The following is a 12,352-nucleotide window of genomic DNA, read 5'->3' as shown; positions in this document are numbered from 1 at the left end:
GTCGACGAACCTCGCGGCCCTTTATTGGGCGTAATTCACAGTCAAAGCGCGAGGAGGCTTGCAGATGGACAAAAGCCGCGTTGCCGCGCTCGATGCCGGTCGGGCGCTCGCGATCGTCGGGGTTGTCGCCGTACACCTGTCGTTTCAGTTTCCCAACCTGCCGCATGCCGTGACGTTGCTGGCCCGCATGGGCCAATACGGCGTGCAGCTGTTCTTCGTGATCAGCGCGATCACGATCTTCATGACGCTCGAAACCGATCACGCACGTTGCGTGGATGCGCGTCACGTCACATTGCGTTTCTATATCAAACGCTTCTTTCGCATCGCTCCGCTGTATTACGTCGCGATTGCCGTCTACGGGCTGATAAGCTATGGCGCAATGCAGTCGGGGTACGAGCGTGCATGGGTGCTCGGCTCGCACGGTCCCTTCGATGTTCTGCTGAACATACTGTTTCTTCACGCGCTGTCACCGACGGCAATCAACAACGTCGTGCCTGGTGGATGGTCGATCGGCGTCGAGATGCTGTTCTATCTGATCGCGCCGCTCTTGTTCTTCGCAGCGATGAATCGCGTGCGGCTCGTGCTGGCGACGTTAGTGTTGCTGGCACTTTCGGTAGCATCGATGTTGATCGGCGATTGCCACGGCACACTCGACTGTCACGTCAGAAACAACTCGTTCAGTTATTTCTGGCCGCCCGTGCAAGGGCCGTGCTTTATCGTCGGGATGTGGGCGTGGTATGGCTTTCGTTCGCATTTGATGGGTACGTCCAACGTCACGCGACGCGCGGCGTGGCTCTATTTCGGTCTTGCTCTCGGCTTTGCGTTTGCGACGGCCGCGCTCGGCGTATGGCTCGCAAAGGGACATCAATTCGCGCCCGTATTCGCCGCATTCAGCGCGGTTGCGTTCCTGTTGTTCGTGGGCTCGCAGTGCGATGCGATTCGCGATCTGATGAAATCGCGCGGTGCGTTCGTCTTCCGTCGATGTGCAGCGGCGTTAGGCCGCGAAAGTTATGGCATTTATTTGTGGCACTTCATCTGCGTGTACGCGACATTTCATTTCTTCGCGGACGTATTCAGGCAGAGCGACCAGGACATGTCGATTGCGCTATTCGTCGCGACTGTATTGATCGCGCTCGCTGCGTCGTATGGGTTCTCGCGTCTCTCTGACCGGCTGATACAGGGCCGCGCGACGCAACTGTCGCGCAAGCTGCTCTCGCACGTCGACGGGCGTTTTTACCCGGCCCGGCGCGCTTGATGAGAGATGCGTCCGGATAGTGAGTGCGATGCTTCATTCGTTGAAAGCTCGTTGATAGTGGGTGAATGCACATCGTCAGCGACCGCACGAGTACTCACTAGCCTTTCGGCAATTGCAACGCGACCCAGCACGCATGCAATCGCGGGTAGATGCCGTGCCTGTTTTCCTGTCGCGGCTTCCGGACGCTCGCCGCCGCGCCCCGTCGCATCGGCGTTCGCGCGACGTTATGTTTATTCGACATGACCCTCATGCTCAATTTGCATTGGACGGCGCAGTGTCATTCCGGGGACTATCCGGCACTCGCTCGATGGCATGCGCTCTATCGACAACACGTCTCGCAGCGCACATCGCGACAACTGTCGCGCTTCGCTATCGAATTACAAGGAAAGCCGGAATATTCAGCGTCAGGACGAAGCGACCTGGCGGTTCCGTGCATCTGGGATATGAGGAAGACAATTGAATAGCTCTATTCAACGGCACATCGGCCCATTCGCGCTGATGCTGACGGGGCTCGGCTCGATCATCGGATCGGGCTGGCTGTTCGGCGCCTGGAAGGCGGCCAAGATTGCAGGTCCGGCCGCGATCTGCGCGTGGGTGATCGGCGCTGTCGTGATTCTCGCGATCGCGCTGACGTATGCCGAACTCGGGTCGATGTTCCCCGAGTCGGGCGGCATGGTGCGCTACGCGCGCTATTCGCACGGCGCGCTGGTGGGCTTCATCAGTGCATGGGCCAACTGGATCGCGATCGTGTCGGTGATTCCGATCGAGGCCGAGGCCTCCATCCAGTACATGAGCACGTGGCCGTACGAGTGGGCGCACAACCTGTTCATCAACGGCGAACTGACGACACCGGGGTTGCTGCTGTCGGCGGTGCTGGTGGTCATCTACTTCCTGCTGAACTACTGGGGCGTGAAGGTCTTTGCGCGCGCCAACACGGCGATCACGATCTTCAAGTTCATCATTCCGGGCCTGACGATTCTCGGCCTGATGATGAGCGGCTTCCACAAGGAAAACCTCGGCGAGGTGAGCACGTTCGCGCCGTATGGCTGGTCGGCGGTGCTGACAGCCGTGGCGACGAGCGGCATCGTGTTCGCGTTCAACGGCTTCCAGAGTCCCGTCAACCTGGCGGGCGAGGCGCGCAATCCGGCGAAGAGCGTGCCGTTCGCGGTGATCGGCTCGATCCTGCTGGCGCTGGTGATCTACGTGCTGCTGCAGATTGCGTACATCGGCGCGGTGAGCCCGGGCGATGTGATGAAGGGCTGGAACCAGTTCAACTTCAAGTCGCCGTTCGCGGAGCTGGCGATCGCGCTGAACCTGAACTGGCTGGCGATCCTGCTGTACGTCGACGCGTTCATCAGCCCGAGCGGCACGGGCACGACCTACATGGCGACGACCACGCGCATGATCTACGCGATGGAGCGCAACAACACGATGCCGAAGATGTTCGGCAGCGTGCATCCGCTGTACGGCGTGCCGCGTCCGGCGATGTGGTTCAACCTGCTGGTGTCGTTCATCTTCCTGTTCTTCTTCCGCGGCTGGAGCTCGCTGGCGGCGGTGATTTCGGTGGCGACGGTGATCTCGTACCTGACGGGCCCGATCAGCCTGATGTCGCTGCGCCGCTCGGCGACGGACCTCGAGCGCCCGCTGCACATTCCGGGCATGGGCGTGATTGCGCCGTTCGCGTTCGTGTGCGCGTCGCTGATCCTGTACTGGGCGAAGTGGCCGCTGACGGGCGAGATCATCCTGCTGATGATCGTCGCGCTGCCGGTGTTTTTCTACTTCCAGGCGAAGTCGGGCTTCACGGGCTTCAACCAGGATCTGAAGGCGGCGTGGTGGCTGGTCGCGTACCTGCCGGGCATGGCGATCCTGTCGCTGATCGGCAGCAAGCAGTTCGGCGGGATGGGGCTGTTGCCGTATGGCTGGGACATGCTGGTCGTGATCGTGTTCTCGCTCGTGTTCTATTACTGGGGCGTGCATACGGGCTATCGCTCAGCCTATCTCGACGAGCGCGACACGATTCGCGCAAAAGAGGCTGAGTACGCGACGAGCGGTCTTTCAGAAGAAGAGTGGATGTCGGCGCGCTAATACGTTCGACGTTGCAAGCGGATCACGCACGTCGTGATCCGCTTTGCGTTTTGTTTCTTTGCGTTTTGCTTGCGTTACAACGCGATCGATACGAACGCAAATATCGCGTGCTAGTATTAATTCACGGAGATGGCATTCCTCCCGTAACCGCCGGATTGCCGGCTAATGATGCCTACGGTTCCTGGGTCAGGAAGTCGTAGGTTCGTCCTTCAGCGTCCTGCTGCCCAGATTTGATCGTCTTTTCAGGTCTGGTTCGATGTCTCCGCTTTCTGTCTCCTGTCGGTCTTTTTGTCGCGGATCGAATGCTCGTCGTATTGACGACGGTTGCGGATTCGCGTCCGGCGAAGTTCAGTATCGGACCATCGGTGAAATTCACAGGAGGTTCTCGTGACGAAGGGCAGCCAGCTCACACTCTACGCATCCAACGCGAGTCATCACAAACTGCATTCGACGGTCGTCGAGTGGGTGCTCGGTGGAATCGCGAAAGTTGGCATCCACGGTGCGACAGTGACCGAGGTCAGCGAGGGAATCGAAGCCCACGGAAAATATCACGCTGCGCGCTTTTTCGAGCTCGCCGATCAGTCCGTCGCCGTCATGGTTGCGGCGGCGGACGAGCAGATCGATGTGTTGCTTGCGAATCTCGACGCCGGTGGCGTTCGAATGTTCTACACGCGTTGTCCCGTTGAATTCGAAATGCTCGGCGAGCCTGGCGGGCCGCAGCCGGACCTCTAAGCGAACGACCACGGAATTCCGCAAGAAGCTCTCTTGACGGAATACGGGGCGCGGTCATCGAGCAGCACAATCCGCATGCGCGCGACGGCCTGCATTAGAATGAAATGGGTCATGGTTCCGGCGCGCCTGTTGCCGGGAAGGACCGTGGCTTTGTGGCCCAGCGGGTCCGGTCCGTCCACGGAGATTCGTATGAACGGATATCAACTGACGTTCTATACCGAGCAGAACAAACGGCACGGTCACAGGACGGTTTGCGAGTGGCTGCTGCATGAGGTGAAGGCGCTGGGCATATGCGGCGCGACGGTCATCAGCGGCAGCGAGGGCGTCGGACACGCGGGCGCTCATCACGCTGCGCACATGCTCAAGCTTGCCGACCAGCCGGTGCAGATCATCGTTGCCGTCACCGACGAAGAGGCGCAGCGCTTGCTCGACGTCGTCCGCGCGGAGCGCGTACACGTTTTCTATACGCGTATGCCGATCGAGTTCGGGGTGCTGGGTGAAGACGATCCGCAGCATCATCCGAAGAAGTTCTCGCTGTTTCGCAAAGGAGGCGCAGACTAGACCGCTGCAACTGTGCGTATAGCGACCTCTTGCCTATATCCGCCGCCGATCGTGCGCGGCAGATGATGGTCCCGGATGTGCCGGGACAGTAGGCATTTTTATTTGCGGGCTTCCGAGTTGACCTCGACAAGATCATCGATTGAGCGATTCGCGAGCGGGATGAATACTTTTGCATTCCGCCTACCGACCCACGGGCGATCGAATATCCACAGATCGTGATGCGCGATTGCGAGCGCAGCGAAGTTCTGAATACTGTCTGCCAGTTTCCGGAACAGATGTTGGCCATGCGCACGAAACTGGTGGCGAGCTATGGCGAAGACCTGTATGCGCAGATAGTCAGGGAGAAAAGGACCGTGTCAAAAGACAATGACCATGCGCTGTCGAAAGCCGGGGTAAGTACCTCTTCGACCTTTTAGCCTTATAGCGAAGCGTGCGCGGCTTTACTCCGCCTTCTGCCGTGTGCGCGAACCTATTGCGCTTCGCGTCTTCCAGGTCACGCCGTGCTGCTCGAGGTACTCTCTGATAAGCTGCCGAACCACCTGGGAGGGCGTCAGATCCTGTGCGGCGCAGAGTTTCTCGAACGCCTCTTTCTTGACAGGGTCGATCAGGACGGTTAATCGGGCACTTTTCGTTTCCATGGCGGGAGCGGGATCAGGTATGTTAATCAAATTATAATAGATCGCGTGCCTGCGTAACATCAGGAGAATGTCATTAGCGAATAATCGTCCGGCACGGCATTCACAATCGCGCGCATTGACAATTACTGACGATCATTCGCCAACCCGATTCAATGCAGTCGCCGACCGACGACGTCTGAAAAGAAACTGCGCAACTGTTCGTCCCACGTTTCGCTGTCGAGCGTTACGTCTGCCGTTCCCGCCTGTCGCATCCTGGCGTCGAGATACACCGCACGCAACGCCCGCGGCTGAACCGGCTTGCGAAAGAGCCGGCCATCGCCGTCGAGAAACAGGCATGTCTTTCCTCGATACCGGGAACCGCGCACCGACATCGCATCGAACACATGGCGTGCCGATGCCTTCGGATAAACGAAGATGACGTTGATCCCCTGGGCTTCGAGCCGGTCGCAAACTTCCGCAAACCGGTAGAGCATCTGGAACCCGCGTTCCCCAGCCGTGCCGACGCCGATCACGATCAGACCGTGATCGCCGGTCACATCCCGTACGAGACGACACGCATGGTCGTATGACAGCAGAGCTGCGCCAGGGTCAATCACATTGAGTTCCTTGCTTTCGCACGGACTTCGCGAACCAGCGGTGCCGCACTGCTTCATGGCTTGCCGCAGCAGGTTCAGTCCGTCAATTTCACCCGTTATCGATCAGAATTATATGTTAATGACATGATAATACCATGTGCGTGTCGATAGGCCTCGCAAACGTCCATGCATGCCGCCCGCTTGCTCGATGACGCGCTCACTCAGGCCTGCGGGCGGGCCCCCACGTTCGCTCGCGCAGATCGTCGAGCAGCGGAATGATCGCGAGCACCGTGAGCACGCAGGCCAACGGAATGGTCGCCGCGTAGCCGACATGCTTGAAGCCCAGTGCGCCCGTTACGCCGCCCGCGAAGAAACTCGCGAGCATGCGGGCGTGCACCTTCAGCCGCTCCCTGTTGGCGAGTACGGGCGTGAGCGCCGGGTCGTCGCGAGATGCGTTCCAGTAGCAGAGCTTGCCGAGTTCGATGCCGATGTCCGTGACGATGCCTGTCATATGGGTGGTGCGGATCTCCGCGCCCGACAGCTTGGTGATCATCGCGTTCTGCAGGCCCATGATGAAACACAGCAGCATGACGGTTGCGGGGACGAATAGCGTGTCCCAAAGCGCCAGATGGCTGCCGAGCAATCCGAAGCACAGCAGCAGCGACGCTTCCAGCAGAAGCGGCGAAGCATATTGACTGTGCAGGCGCTGGCGGCGTCCCCAGTTGACGAGCACGGCCGAGCACGCGGCGCCCAGCAGAAACGAAATCAGCGAGCCGACGCCCGCGAGCACCAGCGCGAAGTCGCCGAGCACGGCGTCGTCGGCGATCGAGGAGACCACGCCGCTCATGTGCGACGTATACTGCCTGACGGCGAGATATCCGCCTGCGTTCGCCGCGCCCGCGACGAACGCAAGTGAAAACCCGAGGCGCCTGTTTGCCGCGGTACTCCGGTCCTTTCCTGTCAATGTTCGAAAAAACTGTGCTGGCATGTGAGATCGACTGCTGTCGTGGCGTGTACACGTGTACGGTTGGGGCGTGATCTCCTTAGCGTCGGATTTCACGCTGGCCTTGGGTCCAAAGCACGGATCGCAGTGAAGCAGCGGCGAGGGCGGAGGGGCCGGCATTAAGCGGCGCGCGTCGTCGACGTTGTATGGAATCCTGCGGGCAAAACTGATAGGATGATAACGCCATTATCATACTCTGATAACGGTATGTTCCTGACGCGGGACCGATGTTTTGGGTCCCGACATCGAGCGGAGACATCCCATGCAGTGCGGATTTGCGGCAGACGGACAGCCTGTTCAAACGGAAGGACGCGAAGGAAAGCGCTCGCGTTCACGGTGCAGTGAAGGCTGTGCGAGAGCCGCTGATCGTCCGTTATGGGCCGGCGTCGTCGCTGTGGGCCGCCAGGCGCGCAAGTAGATACGACACGCGATGGCTTCTCCCACCATCCTTCAGGCCGTGTTGCTCGTGATTGCGGGCTGGCTCGCCATCGCGGTGCTGGGGCTCGCCAGCCTGCGCCGCACGCGCGTCGTGGCGCACGGGTTGTTTCCGGCTGGCGCGGCGTTTGGGGTCCTGTTGTGCGCGCTGGGACTTGCCGGCGTGTTTTCCGCCCCTCAGGAAACGATCCTGCCGCTCGGGTTGCCCGGTTTGCCGTTTCATGTGCGGCTCGATGGCCTGTCCTCGTATTTTCTTGCCGTGCTCGGCATGGTCGGCGCCGGCGTCAGCGCGTTCTCCGCCGGCTACTTCCGCAAGGGCGAAGGCACGCCCCCCGGTCTGCTCTGCTTCGAATATCACGTGTGCCTCGCGGGCCTCGCGCTCGTGCTCGTGGCGAACGATGCCTACTGCTTCATGGTTGCATGGGAAACGATGACGCTGGCGGCAACGTTTCTCGTGATGAGCAACCATCGCATCGACGAAATCCGCCGTGCCGGATATCTGTACTTCCTGATCTCGCACGTCGGCGCGCTCGGTTTGCTGCTGTGTTTCGGCTTGCTGCAGGCGAATACGGGGGACTACACGTTTGCCGGCATGCGGCAGCAGCATCTGGACGCGTTCTGGGCCTCAATCGCATTTGTTCTTGCGCTGTTCGGATTCGGCGCGAAAGCGGGCATCTTTCCGCTGCACGTCTGGTTGCCGGAGGCGCATCCGGCCGCGCCATCGCCCGTATCGGCATTGATGAGCGGCTTTGTCCTGAAGGCAGGGCTCTACGGCGTGCTGCGCACGGTGTTCGACCTGCTGCATGTGCAGATCGCGTGGTGGGGCGTGGTGCTGCTCGCGCTCGGGCTCTTCACGGCGCTGTTCGGCGTCGTGTTCAGCGCGATCCAGACCGACATGAAGAGGCTGCTCGCATACTCGTCGATCGACAACATCGGTCTGATGTTCGTCAGCATGGGGCTGGCCATTCTTTTCCGTGCGTTCGACATGCCGGCACTCGCGGCGTTGTCGCTGACCGCGCTGCTCTATCAGATCGCGAGCCACGCGGCCTTCAAGAGCCTGCTGTTCATCGCGACGGGCTCCGTCTTGCACGCAACGGGTGAACGCAATCTTGGACGCCTCGGCGGCCTGATCCGCTTCATGCCATGGACCGCGTGGGTCGCGCTGCTGGGCGCGCTCGCGAGCGCGGGCTTGCCGCCCTTGAGCGGATTCGTCTCCGAATGGCTGCTGCTGCAGAGCTTCCTGTTCACGCCGGATCTGCCCAACTCGTTCCTGAACATGATCGTTCCGCTCGTCGCGGCGCTGATCGCACTCGTTGCCGCGCTCGCCGGCTACACGATGGTCAAGTTCTTCGGGATCATCTTTCTCGGACAGCCGCGCGAAGCAAAGCTGAGTGACGCCCACGACGCGAGCCCGTGGGAGCGGGCCGGCTTCGTGTGGCTCGCGGCGATGTGCGTGTTGCTCGGGCTGTTGCCGGTGCAGTTCGTTGTGGTGCTCGACCGCGTGACGCATGCGATGATCGGCGCGGGCATCGGCGAGACGGTCGCCCGCAACGGCTGGCTGCTGCTCGCGCCCGTCAATATCGAACGCGCGAGCTACATGCCCGTCGCGTTTCTGCTGTTCTTCCTTGCGTGCTGCGCGCTGGTGTGGATACTGGTGCGCCGCTTCTATCACGGGCGCTTGCGCCGCTCGATTCCGTGGGCGTGCGGCCATCCGTTCGTGAACGCGCGCATGCAGGATACGGCAGAGGGCTTCGGGCAGCCGATCCGCGAAATCTTTGCGCCGCTCTTCAGGATCGAACGGCAGTTGCCTTCGCCTTTCGATGCACGCCCCGTGTATCGCGTGGCCGTAACGGATCGCGCATGGACGCTGATCTACCAGCCGATCGAGCGCATCGTCACGCGTATCGCGGCCGTGGCGGGCTTGCTCCAGACAGGCCGCATCGCCGTGTATCTGATGTACAGCTTCCTTGTGCTCATTGTCCTGCTGATCCTGGTGCGACGATGATGACGCCCTCCGGACTGCTCTCGCAGATGCTCGAAATCGTGCTGGCGCTGGCGGCCGCTCCGCTGTTGTCCGGCTGGATCACCATGTGCCGCGCGTGGCTGCAGAACAAACGCGCGCCTTCCATCTGGCAGCCGTACCGAACGCTGCACAAGCTGTTCAACAAGGAATCGATCGTCGCTCAACATGCGAGTCCCGTGTTTCGCGGCGCGCCGTATGTGATCTGCGCGTGCATGACGCTCGCGTGTGCAATCGTGCCGACGCTGTCGACGGAACTGCCGCTGTCGCCTGCCGCCGATGCAATCGCTCTCGTCGGGCTCTTCGCACTGGCGCGCGTCGCAATCTCGCTGGCGGCGATGGATGTCGGCACGGCATTCGGCACGCTCGGCGCGCGCCGCGAAATGCTGGTGGGCTTTCTCGCAGAACCGGCCCTGCTGATGGTGCTGTTCTCCGCATCGCTAATCACGCATTCCACATTGCTCACGCAGATCGTCGGCACGTTGAGCCACCAGGAACTCGCGATCTACCCGAGCCTCGCGTTCGCGGGCATTGCGTTCACGATGGTGTCGCTCGCAGAAAACGCACGATTGCCCGTCGACAATCCGACGACGCACCTCGAGCTGACGATGATTCACGAAGCGCTGATCCTCGAGTATTCGGGCCGGCATCTCGCGCTGATGGAGTTGGCCGCGAGTCTGAAACTGTTTGCGTATTCGTGCATCGGGCTTGCGCTCTTCGTGCCGTGGGGCATTGCCGAGGCCGGCAATCCCGTTGCGCTGCTGCTCGCGATTCCCGCGCTGTTCGTCAAGCTGCTGGTCGGCGGCGCGGCGCTCGCGGTCGTGGAGACCACGAACGCGAAGATGCGCATCTTCCGTGTGCCGGAGTTTCTCGCCACAGCGTTCCTGCTCGCTGTGATCGGCATGCTTGTGCATTTTCTGCTGGGGGCGTGAATGCACGGTCTCGCGACGCAGATCATCAACCTGCTGGCCGCCGTTCTGCTGATGGTGTCGTTCGCGATGCTCAGCCAGCGGCGAATCCTCTCGCTGATCCATCTCTACACGCTACAGGGCATCGCGCTCGTTTCGGCGAACTTCGTGCTCGGCTTCGTCACGGACGACCTTCACCTCTACATTTCCGGGCTGCTGACGCTCGTGCTCAAGGTTGGCGTGATTCCGTGGATTCTCTACAGGCTGGTGCAGCGCCTCAACGTGAAAACGGATGTCGAGACGCTGCTCAACATCCCGACGACGCTGCTGATCGGCATCGTGCTGGTGATCGTCGCGTTCAACGTCGCGACGCCGATCAGTCAGCTCGCGTCGTCCGTTGCGCGCGGCACGCTCGGCATCGCGCTCGCGTGCGTGCTGCTGTCGTTCATGATGATGATCACGCGCTCGAAGGCGATACCGCAGGTGATCGGCTTTCTTTCGATGGAGAACGGCCTCTTTTTCGCCGCCGCAGCAGCGACCAACGGCATGCCGATGATCGTCGAACTCGGCATCGGGCTCGATGTGCTGGTCGGCATTCTGATTCTCGGCGTCTTCATGTTCCAGATTCGCGAGCAGTTCGACAGCCTCGACATTCATCACCTGGAAAAGCTCAAAGATGACTGACGCCTGGGTACTGCTGCTCGTATTCGCGATTCCATTGTGCGCGGGAGCCGTTCTCGCGCTCGTTGGGCAGCATGCCGTGGCGCCGGATCTCAACGTCGGATTCAGTTTCCTCACCTTCATCGCCGCGATGGTGCTCGCTGAGCAAACGGTCGCGCACGGGCCCGCGTTTGCGCTCGGCAAGCTCTTCTTCGTCGATCCGCTCAACGTCTTTCTCGTTGCGTTGACGGCCTTCGTCGGCTGGACGACGTCGATCTTTTCGCGGCCCTACATGCGGATCGAACAGAGCCGCGGCAAGATGACGGGCGCGCGCATGCGCCTTTATCACAGCATGTATCAGCTGTTCGTGTTCGCGATGCTGCTGGCGCTGCTGACCAACAACGTCGGCATCCTGTGGGTCGCGATGGAAGCCGCGACGCTCGCCACCGTTTTGCTCGTCAGTGTGTATCGCACGGCGGCGAGTCTCGAAGCGGCGTGGAAGTACTTCATCCTGTGCGGCGTCGGCATCGCGCAGGCGCTGTTCGGCACGATCCTGCTCTATCTCGCCGCGAGCCGTCATCTGAGCGGCGGCGATGCCTTGCTGTGGAGCAGCCTGAACGCGGTCAAGGGCCAACTCGATCCGACGATCATGTCGCTGGCGTTTGTGTTCCTGCTGATCGGCTATGGCACGAAAGTCGGCCTCGTGCCGATGCACAACTGGTTGCCCGACGCGCACGCCGAAGGCCCCACGCCGATTTCCGCTGTGCTTTCCGGCCTGCTGCTCAACGTCGCGCTGTACGCGGTGCTCCGCTGCAAGGTGCTCGCCGACGGCGCGCTGCAAAACGGTCTGCCGGGCCGGCTGCTGATCGGATTCGGACTGGTGTCGGTGCTGGTCGCGACGTTTTCGCTGCTGCGTCAGAAGGACGTCAAGCGCCTGTTCTCGTATTCGTCGATTGAGCACATGGGGCTGATGACATTCGCGTTCGGGCTCGGCGGCCCTACCGCGACGTTCGCGGGTCTGCTGCATATGACGGTCCATTCGCTCGTCAAGTCGGCGATCTTCTTCGCCGTCGGGCACGCGGCGCAGAAGGCGCACACGCAGGTGATCGACGACATACGCGGACTGTTGCGCGTGAGCCCGACGGTCGGGTGGGGCATGATGCTCGGCGCGCTCGCGATTCTCGGCATGCCGCCGTTCGGCGTGTTCGCGAGCGAGTTCCTGATCCTCACGACGGCAATCAGCGAACTGCCGTGGGCGACGCCGTTTCTGCTGCTCGCGCTTGCGGTGGCGTTCGCGATCATCTTCGCGCGCGTGCAGCACATGGTGTTCGGCAAGACCACGGCGACGGCGCTCGAGCATCCGCCGGCGCTGCTGCCCGTATTCGTTCACCTGGGTTTGGGTCTGATGCTCGGGCTTTACATTCCGCCTTATCTTGCGACGTGGTATCGGCAGGCGGCGGCGATGCTCGCGGGGTGATGC

At 61.2% G+C, this 12,352-nt stretch carries 11 protein-coding genes and 1 riboswitch; of the genes, 8 read left to right on the top strand and 3 right to left on the bottom strand.

What is annotated here, in order from left to right:
* Nucleotides 1–64 precede the first annotated feature (64 nt).
* The 4 genes from VSR68_RS04905 to VSR68_RS04890 all read left to right on the top strand — a co-directional run bounded on the left by VSR68_RS04905 (nt 65) and on the right by VSR68_RS04890 (nt 4,633).
* Nucleotides 65–1,255: an acyltransferase gene (locus tag VSR68_RS04905; protein WP_342938712.1), complete on the top strand. Its 1,191-nt coding sequence runs from the start codon at nt 65–67 to the stop codon at nt 1,253–1,255.
* Between the two features lie 456 nt (nt 1,256–1,711).
* Entirely contained in the window at nt 1,712–3,340 is a 1,629-nt protein-coding gene (locus VSR68_RS04900) for an APC family permease (protein WP_342938711.1), read from the top strand.
* A 116-nt stretch (nt 3,341–3,456) separates the two neighbouring features.
* A riboswitch (Fluoride riboswitch) is annotated at nt 3,457–3,522 on the top strand.
* Nucleotides 3,523–3,727: 205 nt separating this feature from the next.
* Nucleotides 3,728–4,072, top strand: a complete 345-nt coding sequence (locus VSR68_RS04895) for a DUF190 domain-containing protein (RefSeq protein ID WP_342938710.1) — start codon at nt 3,728–3,730, stop codon at nt 4,070–4,072.
* A gap of 189 nt (nt 4,073–4,261) precedes the next feature.
* Nucleotides 4,262–4,633, top strand: coding sequence for a DUF190 domain-containing protein (locus tag VSR68_RS04890; protein WP_342938709.1), 372 nt, complete (start codon nt 4,262–4,264; stop codon nt 4,631–4,633).
* Between the two features lie 440 nt (nt 4,634–5,073).
* Here VSR68_RS04890 and VSR68_RS04885 read toward each other — a convergent pair whose 3' ends face one another.
* The 3 genes from VSR68_RS04885 to VSR68_RS04875 all read right to left on the bottom strand — a co-directional run bounded on the left by VSR68_RS04885 (nt 5,074) and on the right by VSR68_RS04875 (nt 6,834).
* Nucleotides 5,074–5,271, bottom strand: a complete 198-nt coding sequence (locus VSR68_RS04885) for a ribbon-helix-helix protein, CopG family (RefSeq protein ID WP_087736466.1) — start codon at nt 5,269–5,271, stop codon at nt 5,074–5,076.
* Nucleotides 5,272–5,420: 149 nt separating this feature from the next.
* A complete protein-coding gene (locus VSR68_RS04880; RefSeq protein WP_428983454.1) occupies nt 5,421–5,867 on the bottom strand; it encodes a hypothetical protein in 447 nt (148 codons plus the stop codon).
* Nucleotides 5,868–6,063: 196 nt separating this feature from the next.
* A complete protein-coding gene (locus VSR68_RS04875; protein ID WP_342938707.1) occupies nt 6,064–6,834 on the bottom strand; it encodes a YoaK family protein in 771 nt (256 codons plus the stop codon).
* 445 nt (nt 6,835–7,279) lie between these two features.
* Here VSR68_RS04875 and hyfB point away from each other — a divergent pair, with 445 nt between their 5' ends.
* From hyfB to VSR68_RS04855, 4 genes are read left to right on the top strand one after another with little or no spacing between them, the layout of a single operon-like run.
* A complete protein-coding gene (gene hyfB / locus VSR68_RS04870) occupies nt 7,280–9,289 on the top strand; it encodes a hydrogenase 4 subunit B (protein ID WP_342938706.1) in 2,010 nt (669 codons plus the stop codon).
* Nucleotides 9,286–10,236, top strand: a complete 951-nt coding sequence (locus tag VSR68_RS04865) for a respiratory chain complex I subunit 1 family protein (protein WP_342938705.1) — start codon at nt 9,286–9,288, stop codon at nt 10,234–10,236. The genes hyfB and VSR68_RS04865 overlap by 4 nt, the downstream gene beginning before the upstream one ends.
* The gene (locus VSR68_RS04860; RefSeq protein ID WP_342938704.1) at nt 10,237–10,896 is read left to right on the top strand and encodes a formate hydrogenlyase; all 660 of its coding nucleotides are present in this window, start codon (nt 10,237–10,239) and stop codon (nt 10,894–10,896) included.
* Nucleotides 10,889–12,349: a hydrogenase 4 subunit F gene (locus VSR68_RS04855; RefSeq protein ID WP_342938703.1), complete on the top strand. Its 1,461-nt coding sequence runs from the start codon at nt 10,889–10,891 to the stop codon at nt 12,347–12,349. Before VSR68_RS04860 ends, VSR68_RS04855 begins: the two co-directional genes overlap by 8 nt.
* Nucleotides 12,350–12,352: the final 3 nt, after the last annotated feature.

This window comes from Paraburkholderia phymatum, assembly GCF_038900715.1.
GTDB lineage: Bacteria > Pseudomonadota > Gammaproteobacteria > Burkholderiales > Burkholderiaceae > Paraburkholderia > Paraburkholderia phymatum_A.
Note: the sequence above shows the minus strand (reverse complement) of the source record. Positions and strands in the feature narration are given on the sequence as shown.